Source organism: Shewanella sp. MEBiC00475 (assembly GCF_005234075.1).
GTDB classification, from domain to species: domain Bacteria; phylum Pseudomonadota; class Gammaproteobacteria; order Enterobacterales; family Shewanellaceae; genus Shewanella; species Shewanella polaris.
In genome coordinates this window covers 3,366,680-3,383,440 of record NZ_CP039928.1, presented here as the reverse complement: position 1 = coordinate 3,383,440, position 16,761 = coordinate 3,366,680, and the positions used below count along the sequence as shown (strand labels likewise).

Here is a 16,761-nt window from a genome sequence, read left to right as displayed (position 1 = left end):
CAAAGACTTGCATAGTGATCAAAATCAAACCTAGTGCGAAAACTTGCCTTAGCTCACAAACTAACATAACATCAGACCGACTAATCAGTCGGTTTATTTGTATTAGAGACATCAAATCGACGATATTATTTTTACTGGAGATAGAAAATGAATATGGCCGTTGATAACATTGAAACACAATTACGACAATTACTGACCAATCAACGTACGCGCTTCCAATCTACCCCAGCACCAAATTACCAGTCACGGGTTGATAAATTAACCCAACTAAAACAAGCTTTACTCGATAATCAACAAGCTATTATTGACGCATTAATTAGCGACTATGGCCACCGTTCTGCAAATGACACCATCATTTCAGATATTATGCCTTGTGTTAATAATATCAATTACACCATCAAACACCTTAAATCATGGATGAAACCCAGCCGTCGTCATGCGGGTTTATTACTCTCCCCGTCCAAAGTGTCGGTGCAATATCAGCCCTTAGGCGTAATTGGTATTATTGTGCCATGGAACTTCCCTATCATGTTATCAATGGGGCCATTAGTCACTGCCATTGCAGCTGGCAATGGTGCCATGTTAAAAATGTCAGAGTTCACTCCGGCAACTAATGCGGTATTGCGCAAGATGTTAGCAACGATTTTTGACTCAAATGAAGTCGAATTAGTTGAAGGTGAAGCAGATGTCGCCGCAGCATTTTCAGCATTACCGTTTGACCATATTCTGTTTACCGGTTCAACTGTGGTTGGTCGTCATGTGATGCGTGCAGCGGCAAACAATCTGACACCAGTGACATTAGAGCTAGGTGGAAAATCGCCAGCGATTATTGCGCCAGATATGCCAATAGACACCGCCGTTGAACGGCTTATTTTTGGCAAATGCTTAAATGCTGGCCAAATCTGTGTCGCACCTGACTATGTGTTGTGCCCAGCCGACAAGGTCGAAGCATTTATTGGTGCTTATCAACGTCGATTTAATAAAATGTATCCTAATTTCGACACCAACCAAGATTATGGCAATATCATTAATGAGCGTCAGCACCAACGTCTACTCAAGGTGTTGGAAGATGCGAAGACTAAAGGAGCAACTGTCACTTCCGCAATTAATAGCCCAATATCAACAACTCAACGCAAAATAGCCACTCAGTTAGTCACACATACCACTGACGACATGCTCATTATGCAGGATGAAATATTTGGACCTTTATTACCAATTATTAGTTATCAATCGATTGATGAAGCGATAGGTTATATAAACCATCGAGATCGCCCTTTAGCCCTATATATCATGAGTTTTGATGATAAAACTCAGCAAGATATTTTACAGCAAACGCATTCGGGCGGAGTGTGTATTAATGACACTGTGTTTCATGTTGCTGCCGATGACGCACCGTTTGGTGGTATTGGTCCATCTGGCATGGGCCACTATCATGGCAAAGAAGGCTTTCTAACCTTTAGTCACGCTAAAACCATATTAAATAGTGGTAAAATTAATACTGGCGTGTTGGTCCATCCACCTTATGGCGGCTTGATCCAGCGACTACTAATGAAGTTTTTCCTGCGCTAACAACGTTAAATTGTCGCAACAGTAAGTATGACGTTAATTAGTGATACTTACTGAGCCTATTTCAACATTAAACCGTCAGTATTCAAACGTATTTGATAAATAAACGGTAGATAAACCACACCAATATACACAGGTATTTTGACTCAATGAGCAGTACACCCATTGTCAGCACTGACAAAAAACAAGCCATTTTAGATTCAGCATTACAGCTGTTTGTGAATAAAGGCTTTAACGCCACTTCAACCGCATCAATAGCCAAAGCGGCTGGCGTAGCTACAGGTACCTTGTTCCATCATTTTCCGACAAAAAAAGATATCATGAGTCAACTATTTTTATCCATTAAACAGGAGTTTGCCACCAACATGGTTAGCAATACTCAATTTAGTGGTGATATCGAACAAGATGCCAATACGTTATGGCAAAAAGCCATCGATTGGGCTATTGCACAACCATTAAAACAGTTATTTTTTCTCCAGTATTCAATGTCAGCGGACATTGATGCCGACGTAAGAAAACAAGCAATGAACAGCATTTTAGGATTTGTAGTCGAATTGATTAATCGAGGTAAACAGCAGCAAATTATTGCTGACTTCCCCAACGCATTATTACTCGAAAACTGCCATGGTCAGTACTTAGCAGCCATTCGTTTTTTTACCGATAATCCACATTTAGGTGACGATGAGATACACAGAAGCGCTAGCTTTAAACTATTTTGGCAAGCGATGAAAGCCTAGTTTTATACTGATAAATTATTCATCCAAACTAAAATCCGTTAAATCAACATCGCTACTATCTGAAATTGGCTGCGCATCAAAATCTAATTGAGGCGTGTGCGATGTTTGCTGGGTTTGTTGTTCCTGTTGCTTGGCTTTATGGATAGCATATTGACGACGTCGTTTACGCTGTAAACACAAACGGATCACGTCCTGTTTTCGCAACTCGCTGTAACTCATCCAGTTAAAACGTTCATCACGGCTTCGAAGACAACCCACACAATAGCCGCGACTGTCAGACTGACAAACGCCGATGCATGGACTGGGCACCGCAAAAAAACTTAACTGTTCCATCATTAGAGTCTTTAACCTTAGTATTGAATTTAGTACTTACCATCTAAATATACTATATAGTCATTAATAGCTTGGATTGATAACTGCCATTCGCTTTATTAGCCAAAGTCACCACCAAACACCGTTAGGTTAAGGTTATACTAATTGAGTTAATTTTGTACATTATTGCGAGTTAATAGGAGGTTTCATGATTACATTAAGACATTCGGGTCAGTCGTTTTCACGAACTATCGCGTGGTGCAAGCACATTTTTATACTCTTCGCCTTAGTGTTACTAACTTCTTGTGCTACAAAACCTAAACAAGATTATGATGTTAATTACGACTTCTCGGTACTGAAAACATTCAGTCAACTCAGAGTAGAACACACTGATGATCCTTTAACTGCTGACCGAATTAATGATGGCATTAAACAAGCCTTAGTGAATCAAGGTTATGTATTTAAAGCCGACAATGCTGACTTTTTTGTTAACTATGCTTTCGTGACAGAAAACAAAGAAAAAGATTCAGGATTATCCATTGGCTTAGGCTCCGGCACTTGGGGATCTAATGGTGGAATTAGCCTTGGCACAAGTATAGGTATCCCATTAGGCAGTGACACCGCAAAAACGCAAACTATTCAAATTGATATTATCGACCCAGCTGACAAACGCTTGATTTGGCGCGGTAATGGTCAGTATCACTTTGATCAAGGTGGTGAAGATAAAGCAAAAGATATTAACAAGACTGTTGCGACTATTTTGGCGCAATTCCCGCCAAAAAAGTAAGATAAAAATAGATAAAATGCAGTTTTATGGTTATAAAACTGCAATTATTTCAAACAGAGAATCCAACCTGATGAACTCACTAAACACAAATATCTGTTTAGCAATTAACGTCTACACGTTAAACTGCGCGTCACATTACTTTATTGATCTGTTGAAATGACGACTGAAACTTACAATCAAGCTTTATTCACCCTTGCGCTGGCAGGAATAGAGGCCATAAACACCTCTGCATCGCAGCACAAAGCCGTCAGAACTGCTGCACAAGAAAGCCATTTTTTATGTAACTGGATGGTTGAGTCATTAAAAACAAAACGGTTTTCTAAACTCGTCGCTGACGACTTATCGGCTTGGATCCGCCAAGCGCGTAGTCAGGGCGCTGGGGCACAACTGACACGTTTATTAACCTGCATTGCCGATCAATATCAGCAAGCTAACAACAGTGTTATCGCTACAGGTACGGGACTAAAAAACCTATTGGCAGAGCTTTCCACGCAACAATGGCTGGTAATCACCGATACTGATCTTGATAGTAAACTTAAGCTCGAAAGCGATGGCCAATCGAGTTTAATTATCTCAGCAAAAGAGTTTAATCAGCATATTGTTGAAGACAATATTGTCAAAACAATTTCGATGTATATTCGTGGTGATGAAAAAATTGTGGCTAAGTTAGCTTTGCAACAAGGTCTATTATTAAGCCAAGGTAATAAGAAAACATCACTTATCAAACATCATAAAACTTACACTTTAACCCCAAAAAATAATCATCCAAGTTTGTGTTTATTATGTCTTGAACAATATTAAACCTAACGGACTTATTATTTGAATCTAAGTATTGATATAGCTTGATATTGACCATTTACAAGAAGGGATACTATGAGAAAACACTACAGAATATACCTCTTATATTGGTTGATAACGTGTTGCTTTACGGTAAACGCTCAAACCATTTTAAAATATAATGTTAACGCGTCAAATGGCTGGATACCTTATTTTATCTCTAACTCGCCGGATAATCCGGGTATTATTGGTGAGTTAGTTCCCTTAATATTATCCCAAGCAAATATCAGCATCGAAAACCATAACTTCCCCCCAAAAGAACCAACTATGCTCTTGAAAATGGCTTACTCGACTTTGATATTGTCAGTCCTAGCTGGTTTGAAAATCAAGATCTGGGTGATGATTTTACGCAATCGATACCAATATTAACCATCCAAGAAAACATTATCACCTTGGATAAGAATGCTCATAAATGGCAAGATATTAACCAAATTAAAGATAAGAGGATTGGTACCATTCGGGGTTATCTTTACCATAATGATACTAACTTTATACGAGTGGATTTTGCATCTGAACGAGAGTTAATAAAAGCATTACATAGAGAGCGAGTTAGTGCTGCTATTTCAGGTGACTTACCTGCATTATATTGGGCCAAACAATTAAATATCCCCATCACACTGGCTGCCATTCATTCAAAGGGCGAATTAGTACTACGCCTTCGCAAACAACATGCCATATTATTACCGCAAATCAATGCGGCAATAATACAACTGCAACAAAATGGCGCCGTCAACAAAATGATTAATAAATACACAAAAAAAAGAAGTATTTAATCAACTATAACGAATTAACTAGAGTTTAAAACGGATTAACACTGTAACCTTCATTCGCCAATATTGCATGTGCTGTTAATGCCGATAATGCCATGTCTACGCCAGGCAGTAAATCGTCTGGTGTAATGCCATAATATGCAGCGGTCTGGCCACACACATAAAACTTAACGCCTTGTTTAACCAATTGTGCTATTAAGTCAGTATTTACATTTTTTTGCCCTGCATTAATCGGCTGATAAAAACTATCCTTAGTCATATCATTAGCGGCTTTACCATGCACAACCATGGCGAGTGAAATGTCTTCAAGCTTAACCCCTGCGGCCACATGCATATTAATAAAGCGCGCTAACGTATTAATACTTCGGTTTAATTCTGCTGGTTTGGATGCGTTACTTAAATCAAAAGCGACTTTAAACTTCATATCTGCTGGTATGACTAAACTGCTATTTACTTCAGCCACTTTGCCATAATCTTTAATTACAGGGCCTGATTTAAATGCTTCGACACCAGCCATTGCCATAAATGATGAACACGTAATTAACGTAACCAGTGTTGATGTAACAACACCTTTACTCATTGAATGTAAACTGACTTTCATTATGTTGATCTTCCTAATCTCTATTTTTACAACTACTCTAGCATAGATTAACGCTTAGGTTTTAGGCTGTTTCTGAGTATAATTGCGACTTCAATTATGTGAAGACTGAATGATATGCCAATCCGCCTAATTACCACTACAGACTGGCCCGCTATTATGGCGATCCAAGCGCAATGTTATGTCGAACTCACGCCGGAATCGCTAAGTGTCATGCAAAGTAAATGGCAAACTTCACCCTCAAGTTGCTGGGTATTTGAGCATAACAATCAAATGTTAGCCTACGCGCTTGTTCACCCTTGGCGGCAAGGTGATGCCCCGTCATTGGATACCGAAATCAATGGACAGATTAATGCTGATAGCTGGTATTTACACGACATGGCCATCTCACCCAGCGCTCAAGGCATGGGCATTGGTAAAAAGCTGTTTAATTATATCGTTAAACAGGCAAAAACATTGGCCGTTAATGGTATTGGATTAGTCGCAGTGCAAGGTGCACATACTTACTGGCAGAAACAAGGATTCAAACCAGACAGCACTTCAGTAAAACTGACTAAGTCACTAGACAGTTATCCCGCTGGTGCATGTTACCTATATTTATCTTTATCATAAGGTCTATCTAATGCGCCCATCAGTCATCACCATCGGTTTGTTGTGTATTAGACTTTTGCTTGGTATGGCCATTTAAAGACCTTAAACGGTAAGTCATGGATTATCGATGCTTTAGTGAGCTGGGGGATTGCCTTATTCGAATATTTATTGCAAGTTCCTGCAAATCGTCTTGGTTATACCGCGATGAACGTGGGACAATTAAAGATTCTGTAAGAGGTCATCAGCTTATGTGTATTTGTCCCTTTTGCCGTTTGGTATCTCAAAGAGCCCTTAAAGCCTGACTATTTATGGGCAGGGTTATGCCTTTAGATGCCGTATTCTTTATATTTAAAAGTGAATTACATTAATTTCAGGAGTTATCCATGGCACGCCAAGTGATTTATACCTTTAAAGGCCAAAGCAAAACTATCGCCTTTAGCTATGACATACATCGTGATCTTTATGAAGCAGCAGCTGAAGCTGAAGGTATTGATTTAAAAAACTTTTTGGCCATGGAACAACAAGTTGCCTTAACCTCAAAAAAAGGTGCCAAAGCTGAAAAAGAATTTCGTAAAACCGAGTTCGCACGTTTTGGTTTTACGAGTATCAAATTTGTTCGTGAAGATGACGAAGTTTAGCCATTTGGCTTATTGTAAGGATCCGCTATGTTTAATTCAGACCATGCTAATTTCCCTCGGGCGAGCTTCTTTCGCCGTTTAGGTGCAATGATGTACGACTCAGTACTTGCTGTTGCGGTTTTCATGTTTGCCGGTGCGTTAGGTTTTGGTATTTTTTTCGGGCTGCACAGTAGCGGACTTATCGCAATGAATGGCCATGAAGATGTATCAGACTTACTTAATAACACACCGATTTACCATGGCCTTTATCAACTCTGGATAGCCATTTGTGTCGGCGGGTTTTATGCTCTGTTTTGGAGTAAAGGCGGGCAAACATTAGGCATGCGGGCTTGGCGACTCAAAGTTCAACACCCTAATGGCCAAAATCTAAGTTTTATTACCGCATGTGCTCGGGTAGTTTGGGCTTTATTAGGTATTGGCAATCTGTGGATTCTCATCAATGATGACAAATTAGCATTACAAGACATGATGACTCGTTCTGAAGTTGTGGTGTTGTCAGTAGAAGCTAACCAAATGCGTAACTGGCATGGTGCATAGCTAACCTAATACAGCACTTAGTTAAGTATTAAGTAACAAAAATGGCAACCAACAGGTTGCCATTTTTTTATTCTATTTCACACACTCTATTTATACATAAACTGTTGATAAAAAATTGTTGATTATTTACGAATATAATACAAAGCTAATCCCGTGAACAATATGCTCGGCGCTATAGCCCTACTGCGGCGGGTAATTCATACACTATGCTCATAGGACCAAATATCTGGTTACTGATATAAAAGCTAAATCCAGCCACTACACCCAGCAACACACGAGCCCCATAGTAACAGTTCGTAATGGGCCAAATACAAATGACAATGCCACTAACATCATTACAGCCACGGTCACGGGTTGCATAATTTTGCGCCATAACGCTAACTCATAACGACTTGGGTCTTGTTGATTAACTTCTAAATAATCCAAATAATCAATGAGTCCACTTATAGAAAGCGCCTCAGGTTTTACCGACACTACGCTTAACTTATCAGGCGTTAATGAGGACTGCCATACATCAGTATCAAGATGCTCACGAATAACACGATCACCTTTTACAGTAGTATTTTCAACAGTGGTTAATTGCCAAGCATTATCAGTGAATGCCGCTGTTTTAGCATGTGTCACTCTGGTTAGTTCTTGCTGATCACTAAACTCATACAAGCTAATATTATTCAAAGTGTTAATATCTAATACTTCACCAATATTAACAAATAAGTCACCATCTTTAGCCCAAATACCACGATGAGACTTTATTAAACTGCCACCCGATATTTTAGTTGCCTGCAGTTCTTTAGCACTTTTTTCAGCAATAGGTGCGCCCCACTCACCCAGCGCCATCACTAAAATCATCAAAGGTATTGCCGTTTTCATCGCAGATTGAGTTATTTGTAAGCGTGACATACCAGAGGCTTGCATCACGACTAATTCTGAATTTGATGCCAACATGCCCATGCCAATTAATGCTCCAAGCAATACCGCCATTGGGAAAAACATTTCAATATCTCGAGGCACTAAAAACAGAACATAAATCGCCGCATCCATCATGGTATAAGCACCACGACCAACAACGCGTAATTGGTCTACCCACTTAATAATCCCAGATAATCCTGTCAAAATAAGTAAACATAAACTTGATGTGCCGATAATCATGCGGGCGATATAAAGATCTAATATTCTCATGCAGTCACCTGCTTGCGTTTAAATAAATTTAGGAATTTCATCCCTGTAGGGCGTTCTTTAATTAATAACAACAGCCCTAACATCAACGCAAACCCGTGGATCCACCACATGCCTAAAAACTGTGGTATCACCTCATCTTGCAACGCTTTTTTACCTGCAACCATTAATCCGAAATACCCTAAGTACAGCAAAATTGCTGGAAACATCTTAGCAAACTTACCCTGACGTACATTCACTCGCGCTAATGGCACAGCAATCAAAGTGAGCAATGGAATTGAAATAGGAATGGCCAGTCTCCATTGAAATTCTGCTGCTGCTTCTGGGCCTGGAGTATCTAATAACTCATCAAAGGGTAATGCCGATAATTTACGTCGACGCTCATCCACTTCCTGCTCTTTGATTTCCATTTTATAGCCACCAAACGCTATCACCTGCAACTCAAGTGACCTAGGGCTACCTTGATAACGGAAGCCATTTTCAAGTTGTAATTGTTGGCTACCAATATTATCTTCAATCACTCGACCTTTATTGGCGACAACAATATTTGTTAGACCATTTTCGTCTTCTGGATCGGGAAGCTGTGCAACAAAAACCTTATCTAATGTATTGTCTTTATTTATTTTTTCGACAAATAATACCGCTCGACCATTAGGGCTTTCTTGAAAACGCCCCTGAGTTAATGCCGCTAGACCAGCTTCTGATTGCGCTTTTTCTAAGACTTGATTTTGGCGTTCTTCAGCCCAAGGTCCTACATAAATCGATAAATATGCGGTAAACAACAAATTAGCAAAAGCCACCAATAAGGTGACTCGGGTGACATACCATTCACTCACGCCTACACTGTGTAATACCACCATTTCATTTTCGGCATACATTCGACCGTGAGCAAGCAATATCCCTAAAAAGAAACTTAACGGTAATACTAATACGGTTAATTGAGGTAAATTTAACCCTAATAATGTCATCACTAATGAAGCGGGAAATTCACCGTCCGATGCGTCAGCTAACACTCGCACAAATTGTTGGCTGATAAAAATAGTTAACAACACTAAAAGTACCGCGAATTGTGCTTTTAAAACTTCACGAATAAGATATCTAAATACAATCACAAGTAGGATCCGGTGGCTAAACTTATCTTTTTACTGGTATCAGAGCAACTTTCATGTAAACTGTCTACTTTCAACAGTTTTGCTAGTTTTCTGACCAGCGCGGAAGGTGCTTTGGGGTCATGGTTAACATCTATTTTGGCTGTCAATTTACGCCTCTTTTTCGTTAATATCCCCAAATACTGAACACCTTTTCGTTGATTATATGCCAGATGGCCTAATGCAAACATTATCTAATAAATTTAAATATTTGTCTTTAAGAATCTAGGAGTGCTCATGGAGTTTAGCGTAAAGAGCGGCAGCCCCGAAAAGCAACGTTCAGCCTGCATCGTTGTCGGCGTATACGAACCTCGCCGTCTGTCTGGTATCGCAGAGCAATTGGATAAAATAAGTGAAGGTTACATCAGTAACCTACTTCGTCGTGGTGACCTTGAAGGAAAACCAGGACAAATGTTGCTATTGCATCACGTGCCAAATGTATTAAGTGAACGTGTGTTACTGGTTGGTTGTGGCAAAGAGCGTGAGTTAGACGAGCGCCAATACAAACAAATTATCACAAAAACCATTAGTACCCTTAATGAAACGGGTTCAATGGAAGCCGTATGCTTCTTAACTGAATTGCATGTCAAAGGCCGCGACACCTACTGGAAAGTTCGCCAAGCCATTGAAAGCACTAAAAACAGTTTATACTCATTTGACGCATTAAAAACTCGTAAAGGCGAAACTCGTCGTCCATTACGTAAAATGGTATTCAATGTGCCGACACGCCGTGAATTAACCATTGGTGAGCGTGCGATTGAGCATGGTACAGCAGTTTCTTCGGGTATGCATTTATGCCGCGATGTAGCTAATATGCCACCTAACATTTGTAACCCTGCTTATTTAGCATCTCAAGCCCGTCAAATGGCTGAAGTGCATGAAAACCTTACTGTCACGACTATTGGCGAAGAGCAAATGGCTAAGTTAGGCATGAACGCTTACCTTGCTGTTGGCCGTGCTAGCGCAAACGAATCTATCATGACAGTGATGGAATATCAGGGCGCAGTAAACAGCACAGAAAAGCCAATTGTACTCGTAGGTAAAGGGTTAACGTTTGACTCTGGTGGGATTTCATTAAAGCCAGGCGAAGCCATGGACGAAATGAAATACGACATGGGCGGCGCTGCGGGTGTGATTGGCACCATGAAAGCGTTATGCGAAATGAAATTACCTATCAACGTTATTGGTATATTAGCTGGCTGTGAAAACATGCCTGCCGGTAATGCTTATCGCCCTGGTGACATTTTAACCACTATGTCAGGTCAAACGGTTGAAGTACTTAATACTGATGCTGAAGGCCGTTTAGTGCTATGTGACGTATTAACCTACGTTGAGCGCTTTGAACCTGAATTAGTCATTGATACAGCCACTTTAACCGGTGCTTGTGTTATTGCATTAGGTAAACACGCTTCAGGCTTGTTTAGTTCTCATAACCCATTGGCACATGAGATCCTTAATGCTGGTGAGCAAAGTGGTGACCGTGCGTGGCGCATGCCATTATGGGATGAATATCAAGACATGCTTGATAGCCCATTTGCCGACATGACGAACTTAGGCGGCCGTCCAGCAGGTTCAATCACTGCGGCATGCTTCTTATCGCGTTTCGCTAAGAAGTATAACTGGGCACATTTAGATGTCGCAGGTACAGCTTGGAACAGCGGTGCGAACAAAGGCTCTACAGGTCGTCCAGTTCCGATTTTAAGCCAGTTCTTAATTAACCGCGCTGGTGTTGAAATTAGCGAGTAAACCTTAGGTTTAACGCATATAAAAGGGTAAAGCGAATGCTTTACCCTTTTTTTATTGTGGAAGACGTCAATATATTAGCCTGTAAAGTACCCTCTCAAAACCATCAGAACTAGGCTAACCATTGACGATGTAATTGCTCTTCATCACCTAAATAGTCCAATACCCAAGCCAATGCGGGTGACATTTGATCATCATTCCACGCCAAACAACATGGGCTAGGTTGTTTCACTCTGTGGAGCGTTTTACAGACTAACTTACCAGATTCAATCAACGGTCGAGCCAGATGTTCAGGCATATATCCAACCCCTAAGCCTTCGACAAAACAGTTAATAGCACTGTGCCAATCGGGCACAACTAATCGTCGTTGACTGTTTAGCATCCACGTAATTCGCTTAGGGATATCACGAGAGGTATCTTCAAGACAAATAGACGGAAAAACACGTAACTCATCATCATGAAGTGGACGCATAATATTTGCCAATGGATGATCAAAGCTGACCACAAACAGCCAATCAATATTGCCCATATTAGTGAATTTAAATGCCCCACCAACTGGATTTGCGGTTGTCGCACCAATGGCAATATCACTTCTTCCAGTAGCAAGAGCTTCCCATACACCATTAAACACTTCAATCCTGATAATCAACTCAACATCTTGAAACTGTCGATAAAAATCAGCAATCAACGCATGAACGCTATCCGTTCTCGAAATATTATCCAATGCAATGGAGAGTATAGGCTTCCAACCATTAGCCACTCGTTGAGTGTCGCGTTTCATTAACTCCATATCGTTAAGAAACTGGCGCGCTTTTACGGCGAAATGCTTTCCTGCTGGGGTTAGGCTGACACTGCGATGATGGCGAATAAATAACTCGACTCCCAGTTCAGTTTCAATTTGTTTGACTGAATAACTTATAGCAGACGGTACCTTATGCAATTTTTTCGCGGCTGCAGTAAAGCTACCTGTTTGGGCGACAACGTCTATTAGCTCAAAAACTTGCTGTGAAAGCATATCAATTTAACTCGCTAGAAAATGTACATTAACAGCACAAGATGAATAACACATCCAAGGTTTGATATTGAACTGAAACCTTCCATGCCTGTAATTACATCATGGTATCAATATTTTTGATAGCAGCTGTCAAAAATAAACGTTTCCAGCTAATTTAGTAAACCATTAAGCTAGCGTCCTTTATTGAACTGACGAAAATAGATATGCCTAATTTGAACAATAACAATATATTAATCAACATAAAACAAACAAATATAACATTCTATTTGTTTCTGTTTTATTTAGCCTTACTGAGTATGTTAGGTTTTGTAGCTACCGACATGTACCTCCCATCATTCAAATCTATTGAAGGGACTTTTAATGCAAGCACTTCAGAAGTGGCTATATCGTTAACCAGCTTTTTAGCTGGCCTCGCTATCGGACAGTTATTGTATGGGCCATTAGTACATAAAATAGGTAAGCGAAACTCACTGTTTGTTGGTTTAAGCCTGTTTATGCTGGCAAGTGCATTGATTGCGAACAGTGACAGTATTCTGATGATGAATATTGCTCGTTTCTTCCAAGCGATTGGTGCTTGCAGTGCAGCCGTTATTTGGCAAGCGATTGTGATTGAGCAATACCCAGCCGATAAAGCTCAAAATATTTTCTCTAATATTATGCCTTTAGTGGCATTGTCTCCGGCATTAGCGCCCATTGCTGGCGCAATGATACTGAATAGTTTTGGCTGGCGCGCGGTGTTTATTAGCTTATGTATCATTGCAGTATTACTCATTGCCATGACGTATTTTTTTGTGCCTAAAGAACAAGTGAGCGTTCACAAAAGCAAAACTCATATCCGCTATAAACAACTGCTTTCCAATACGCGATATTTAGGCAATGTGGTTATTTTTGGTGCGTGTTCAGGCGCTTTTTTTGCTTACTTAACGTTGTGGCCTGCTGTCATGGAACAGTATGGTTACGCCGCGACAGAAATTGGCTTAAGTTTTATTCCCCAAACCATCATGTTTATTGTTGGTGGCTACTCAAGTAAATTACTGATCCGCAAATTTGGCACCAAAATCAGCCTAAACTGTTTACTGATATTGTTTGGTTTATGTGTTGCTGCCATTTTTATCTCCAGTGTGACCCTCAATACTGAAATAATATTGCCACTGCTCATTGCATTCTCTTTGCTAGCAGGAAGCAATGGCGCGATTTATCCTATTGTGGTCAATAATGCTCTGCAAGAGTTCAGCAATAACGCGGCCAAAGCTGCAGGACTACAAAACTTTTTGCAGATTACTATCTCTTTTGGGGCATCAAGTCTGGTGGCAATTTGGGCAAGTGCGGGTGATAACGCTATTGGTTGGGGAATTCTGGCCTGTTCAGTATTGGTTGCCGTTGGCCACATAATTAAAAGCCATGATTCTTGGGCACAAATACATCAGAATTTTACCTTTCCTGATCCAGCAAGATTATCTCAAGCCTCAACTAAAAATGACCAGTAACCGTGGTCTGGCGATAAAATAACTCCTTAATGATGAGGTTATAAATTTGTCTATAACTTCATCATATGCTAGGTTATTTATTGAACAATTTAATGTTCCAATTAATCATCAAATTAACAATCACAAGGAATGGGTTGAATGACGCAACACAACCGCTTGATAATGTCATTAGCGTTGGCAAACCAATAAATGAAACGCTTGCCTTTAACGCTTTATATCATCTTCCTCAGTGTTTGCTTTGCACTCACGCCAACGGGCGAGCTATTTGCAAAAGACCATCCGCAAGTTCGATTTATCACCCATCCTTTACCCCCCATTTAGTTATCTTGACAATGATCTTTTAAGCGGTTTTTCTATCGATATTGTTCAAGCGATGATGCAACATACCCAGCACACAGCCAACATTGAAATGTATCCCTTTAATAGAGCATTTCAGATATTGAAATCACAACCAAACACTGCGTTGTTTGTCATTGCTAAAAGGCCAGAAAGAGAAGTAAACATGAAATGGGTAGGTCCCATTATTAGCAGCGGAGTGTATTTTTACCAAAAACGTAATTCCGGACTCTCATTAGCATATTTAGAAGACTTAAAACGTGTCCGAAATGTTGGTGTAGTACTTGGTAATGCTGATCACACCTATTTGGATTCCCAAGGATTCACTAACCTCAGTACTGATAAATCCCAATTGCAATCGCTCAAAATGCTCAATTATGGCCGAGTTGATGTTGCGCCAATGAGCGAACTAGTGATGCCATTTTTGGCAAAAGCAGCTGATATCGATATCAACTCAATAGAACGTACCCCTATTAAGTTATACGACTCTACCTTGTATATCGCATTTTCAAACGACACTTCTGATGAGGTTATTGCACTGTGGCAGCAAGCATTTGATGAGTTAAAATCATCAGGAATGTACCAGACCATTTATCAAGATTATTTTCCAACTGATACCGATATTGCTAAGCGATAACGGATCATTAATTTCCAATACATAACAACTGCAATAACTAAATTTTTACTATCGAATTTTCGTTACCCGCTAAATATGCTTAATGCAATCTCCCCAAAAGATCCTCTCTAAACCAAACAGACTAAGAATAAACAATGATTAACTTGTTACATGTAAGTAACAAATTTAATATAAAACCTAAAATAGCTTAAATGTATAATTTAATGAAATAAAACTCACTGAAAAGAATGTTCAGATGAAGGCGATGAAAGTCATACTCATTTCAATAGTCAGCGCGTTGGCGCTTTTTGGGTTAATGGCTATTTTATTGGGCTGGCTACTCAGTTCCATGTGCGGTAATAACGTTTACACCGAATCACTTTCATTAGATAAAATGTACAAGGCTGTTATCTTTGAAAGAAGTTGCGGCGGGGCTTCTGGCTACTCAACTCAAATATCAATCATAAAAGCTGACGAGCAACTGTGTGACAATTGTGCTGGCGACGTGTTCGTTGCCAATGACCATCCTAACGATAATAAACTCAACTTAGTCTGGTTAGGACAACAAGATTCTGACGACCAACAACTGCAAATTCATATTCCAGCTGATATCGTAATTGAGACTCAAGAAACGACTTGGTCCTCTTGGTTTGACAGTATCGATATTTCCTACCCTGTATTTGACCATTACCCATTAGCCTGTGAACAAACGCCGCAACCTAAAGCGTGTCAGTTTGTGACAAATGATCAGAAACTTATTGATGTGTTAATCAAGTATGAAGGCTTTAAAAACCATAAAGCACTGGCTGTATCGGTTAACGATATGGGTAATGTTAGATATGGATACGGTTATGGTTATGACTCAATGTTAAAAGCACAACGCAGAGCTTTAAAAGAGTGCACCAAAGGGACTAGTCCTACTCATGTAAAATGTGAGTTAATCCGTTAAGGCAAACCAATGCGATTTGAACTCAAACAACACAAAACACATTTAATTGATAATCAGAAAATAGATGTCTATTACAACCGTGTCACCACCCGTTTTAGCTTATCCATAAATCAGCAACAGGTTTATAGTCGACTACTAGTGTTAAGCCCATGGCGAAAGCAACAAATCCTTATAAACAACACGCCATACAACTTAACCATCATTTGGTTTTTATTGTGGCGATCCAGTTTAACCCCTACTCAGCAGCCAGACCGCCATCCTACAATTATAGAACTGCTGCCTGAACGGCGCAGAAAATCCATTATGATCGCGATATATTTCGGATTAATTAGTAGTATAAAACTGACGCTAGGGATATTAATCTATTCCAACATCATATGAATATCGTATCACGAGGTCATTAACCCGCAGACAATTTTAGTGTAAACTCAAGCCCAACTTATTAACCTGTTAAAAGCATCACAACATGACTCAAGCCATATTTTACCTTATGCCTGAAAATCATAATAAAATGAGTGCATTAGATGCACTGTATTTAGCTGCTTGCAGGTTAGCTGAACAACAATATCGTCAACAAAAAACAGTCTACATTCACTGCAAAGACAAACAGCAAGCTTATGCAATTGACGAATTACTGTGGCAATTTGAGCCAAACGCCTTTGTACCACACAACTTAAAAGGTGAAGGGCCAGTGACAGGTGCACCAGTCGAAATTGGTTTTGACACCTTAGGGCCAAATAAAAGTCGCCAAGTTCTGATTAATCTTGCAGACCAAATGCCCAGTTTTGCGGTAAACTTGCACCATATTATCGATTTTGTCGCTAATGATGACGAACTCAAGCGCATTGCACGCAATCGCTACCGTCAATATCAGAATGTAGGCATTACGCCCAGCACTCAAGCATTAGCCGAATAAAC

Annotated in this window: 17 protein-coding genes and 2 pseudogenes; 14 read left to right on the top strand and 5 right to left on the bottom strand. The window is 39.9% G+C overall.

The window, feature by feature from the left end; all coding sequences use genetic code 11:
- Positions 1 to 147 precede the first annotated feature (147 nt).
- Together FCN25_RS15115 and FCN25_RS15110 are read left to right on the top strand one after the other, a co-directional pair.
- On the top strand, positions 148 to 1,569 hold the full coding sequence (locus FCN25_RS15115) for a coniferyl aldehyde dehydrogenase (RefSeq protein WP_137226163.1): 1,422 nt from the start codon (positions 148 to 150) through the stop codon (positions 1,567 to 1,569).
- Between the two features lie 146 nt (positions 1,570 to 1,715).
- Positions 1,716 to 2,303, top strand: coding sequence for a TetR/AcrR family transcriptional regulator (locus tag FCN25_RS15110; RefSeq protein WP_175405886.1), 588 nt, complete (start codon positions 1,716 to 1,718; stop codon positions 2,301 to 2,303).
- Between the two features lie 15 nt (positions 2,304 to 2,318).
- On the opposite strand, the gene FCN25_RS15105 is transcribed toward FCN25_RS15110, so the two are convergent.
- Positions 2,319 to 2,636, bottom strand: coding sequence for a DUF1289 domain-containing protein (locus tag FCN25_RS15105; protein WP_175405945.1), 318 nt, complete (start codon positions 2,634 to 2,636; stop codon positions 2,319 to 2,321).
- A gap of 187 nt (positions 2,637 to 2,823) precedes the next feature.
- On the opposite strand from FCN25_RS15105, the gene FCN25_RS15100 reads away from it, so the two are divergent.
- From FCN25_RS15100 to FCN25_RS21195, 3 genes are all read left to right on the top strand, one after another.
- On the top strand, positions 2,824 to 3,402 hold the full coding sequence (locus FCN25_RS15100; protein ID WP_137226157.1) for a DUF4136 domain-containing protein: 579 nt from the start codon (positions 2,824 to 2,826) through the stop codon (positions 3,400 to 3,402).
- Positions 3,403 to 3,558: 156 nt separating this feature from the next.
- Positions 3,559 to 4,203 (top strand): DUF2913 family protein, encoded by a 645-nt coding sequence (locus FCN25_RS15095; RefSeq protein ID WP_137226155.1) that lies wholly within the window; start codon positions 3,559 to 3,561, stop codon positions 4,201 to 4,203.
- 335 nt (positions 4,204 to 4,538) lie between these two features.
- Positions 4,539 to 5,012, top strand: coding sequence for a substrate-binding periplasmic protein (locus FCN25_RS21195; RefSeq protein ID WP_368074089.1), 474 nt, complete (start codon positions 4,539 to 4,541; stop codon positions 5,010 to 5,012).
- 25 nt (positions 5,013 to 5,037) lie between these two features.
- Here FCN25_RS21195 and FCN25_RS15085 read toward each other — a convergent pair whose 3' ends face one another.
- A complete protein-coding gene (locus tag FCN25_RS15085; protein ID WP_137226153.1) occupies positions 5,038 to 5,610 on the bottom strand; it encodes a DsrE family protein in 573 nt (190 codons plus the stop codon).
- A gap of 114 nt (positions 5,611 to 5,724) precedes the next feature.
- On the opposite strand from FCN25_RS15085, the gene FCN25_RS15080 reads away from it, so the two are divergent.
- From FCN25_RS15080 to FCN25_RS15065, 4 genes and pseudogenes are all read left to right on the top strand, one after another.
- Positions 5,725 to 6,219 carry a GNAT family N-acetyltransferase gene (locus tag FCN25_RS15080; RefSeq protein WP_137226151.1) on the top strand — a complete coding sequence of 165 codons (495 nt, stop codon included), beginning with the start codon at positions 5,725 to 5,727 and terminating at the stop codon, positions 6,217 to 6,219.
- 10 nt (positions 6,220 to 6,229) lie between these two features.
- Positions 6,230 to 6,566 (top strand): annotated as a pseudogene (locus FCN25_RS15075) (DMT family protein).
- A 15-nt stretch (positions 6,567 to 6,581) separates the two neighbouring features.
- Complete coding sequence (locus FCN25_RS15070) at positions 6,582 to 6,836, top strand: DUF2960 domain-containing protein (RefSeq protein WP_137226149.1); 255 nt, start codon at positions 6,582 to 6,584, stop codon at positions 6,834 to 6,836.
- A gap of 27 nt (positions 6,837 to 6,863) precedes the next feature.
- Positions 6,864 to 7,373 carry an RDD family protein gene (locus FCN25_RS15065; RefSeq protein ID WP_137226147.1) on the top strand — a complete coding sequence of 170 codons (510 nt, stop codon included), beginning with the start codon at positions 6,864 to 6,866 and terminating at the stop codon, positions 7,371 to 7,373.
- 122 nt (positions 7,374 to 7,495) lie between these two features.
- Here the strand turns inward: FCN25_RS15065 and lptG are convergent.
- Together lptG and lptF are read right to left on the bottom strand one after the other, a co-directional pair.
- Positions 7,496 to 8,552 (bottom strand): annotated as a pseudogene (gene lptG / locus FCN25_RS15060) (LPS export ABC transporter permease LptG).
- Positions 8,549 to 9,661 carry an LPS export ABC transporter permease LptF gene (gene lptF / locus FCN25_RS15055; RefSeq protein ID WP_137226145.1) on the bottom strand — a complete coding sequence of 371 codons (1,113 nt, stop codon included), beginning with the start codon at positions 9,659 to 9,661 and terminating at the stop codon, positions 8,549 to 8,551. The pseudogene lptG and the gene lptF overlap by 4 nt, the downstream one beginning before the upstream one ends.
- 273 nt (positions 9,662 to 9,934) lie before the next feature.
- Between lptF and pepA the strand changes: the two genes are divergently transcribed.
- Positions 9,935 to 11,443, top strand: coding sequence for a leucyl aminopeptidase (gene pepA / locus FCN25_RS15050; RefSeq protein ID WP_137226143.1), 1,509 nt, complete (start codon positions 9,935 to 9,937; stop codon positions 11,441 to 11,443).
- A gap of 109 nt (positions 11,444 to 11,552) precedes the next feature.
- Here pepA and punR read toward each other — a convergent pair whose 3' ends face one another.
- The gene (gene punR, locus FCN25_RS15045; RefSeq protein ID WP_137226141.1) at positions 11,553 to 12,455 is read right to left on the bottom strand and encodes a DNA-binding transcriptional activator PunR; all 903 of its coding nucleotides are present in this window, start codon (positions 12,453 to 12,455) and stop codon (positions 11,553 to 11,555) included.
- A 203-nt stretch (positions 12,456 to 12,658) separates the two neighbouring features.
- On the opposite strand from punR, the gene punC reads away from it, so the two are divergent.
- The 4 genes from punC (at position 12,659) to FCN25_RS15025 (ending at position 16,759) form a co-directional block, all read left to right on the top strand.
- Entirely contained in the window at positions 12,659 to 13,942 is a 1,284-nt protein-coding gene (punC, locus tag FCN25_RS15040) for a purine nucleoside transporter PunC (protein WP_137226139.1), read from the top strand.
- A 265-nt stretch (positions 13,943 to 14,207) separates the two neighbouring features.
- Positions 14,208 to 14,915: an ABC transporter substrate-binding protein gene (locus tag FCN25_RS15035; protein ID WP_175405885.1), complete on the top strand. Its 708-nt coding sequence runs from the start codon at positions 14,208 to 14,210 to the stop codon at positions 14,913 to 14,915.
- A 235-nt stretch (positions 14,916 to 15,150) separates the two neighbouring features.
- Positions 15,151 to 15,843 (top strand): hypothetical protein, encoded by a 693-nt coding sequence (locus FCN25_RS15030; RefSeq protein ID WP_137226135.1) that lies wholly within the window; start codon positions 15,151 to 15,153, stop codon positions 15,841 to 15,843.
- A gap of 466 nt (positions 15,844 to 16,309) precedes the next feature.
- Positions 16,310 to 16,759, top strand: coding sequence for a DNA polymerase III subunit chi (locus FCN25_RS15025; protein WP_137226133.1), 450 nt, complete (start codon positions 16,310 to 16,312; stop codon positions 16,757 to 16,759).
- The last annotated feature ends 2 nt before the right edge of the window (positions 16,760 to 16,761 follow it).

Excerpts from the sequence above, each read along its gene's own strand:
- FCN25_RS15115 (WP_137226163.1), top strand. The coding sequence starts at position 148 with ATGAATATGGCCGTTGATAACATTGAAACACAATTACGACAATTACTG.
- FCN25_RS15110 (WP_175405886.1), top strand. The coding sequence starts at position 1,716 with ATGAGCAGTACACCCATTGTCAGCACTGACAAAAAACAAGCCATTTTA.
- FCN25_RS15105 (WP_175405945.1), bottom strand. The coding sequence starts at position 2,636 with ATGGAACAGTTAAGTTTTTTTGCGGTGCCCAGTCCATGCATCGGCGTT.
- FCN25_RS15100 (WP_137226157.1), top strand. The coding sequence starts at position 2,824 with ATGATTACATTAAGACATTCGGGTCAGTCGTTTTCACGAACTATCGCG.
- FCN25_RS15095 (WP_137226155.1), top strand. The coding sequence starts at position 3,559 with ATGACGACTGAAACTTACAATCAAGCTTTATTCACCCTTGCGCTGGCA.
- FCN25_RS15085 (WP_137226153.1), bottom strand. The coding sequence starts at position 5,610 with ATGAAAGTCAGTTTACATTCAATGAGTAAAGGTGTTGTTACATCAACA.
- FCN25_RS15080 (WP_137226151.1), top strand. The coding sequence starts at position 5,725 with ATGCCAATCCGCCTAATTACCACTACAGACTGGCCCGCTATTATGGCG.
- FCN25_RS15070 (WP_137226149.1), top strand. The coding sequence starts at position 6,582 with ATGGCACGCCAAGTGATTTATACCTTTAAAGGCCAAAGCAAAACTATC.
- FCN25_RS15065 (WP_137226147.1), top strand. The coding sequence starts at position 6,864 with ATGTTTAATTCAGACCATGCTAATTTCCCTCGGGCGAGCTTCTTTCGC.
- pepA (WP_137226143.1), top strand. The coding sequence starts at position 9,935 with ATGGAGTTTAGCGTAAAGAGCGGCAGCCCCGAAAAGCAACGTTCAGCC.
- punR (WP_137226141.1), bottom strand. The coding sequence starts at position 12,455 with ATGCTTTCACAGCAAGTTTTTGAGCTAATAGACGTTGTCGCCCAAACA.
- punC (WP_137226139.1), top strand. The coding sequence starts at position 12,659 with ATGCCTAATTTGAACAATAACAATATATTAATCAACATAAAACAAACA.
- FCN25_RS15030 (WP_137226135.1), top strand. The coding sequence starts at position 15,151 with ATGAAGGCGATGAAAGTCATACTCATTTCAATAGTCAGCGCGTTGGCG.
- FCN25_RS15025 (WP_137226133.1), top strand. The coding sequence starts at position 16,310 with ATGACTCAAGCCATATTTTACCTTATGCCTGAAAATCATAATAAAATG.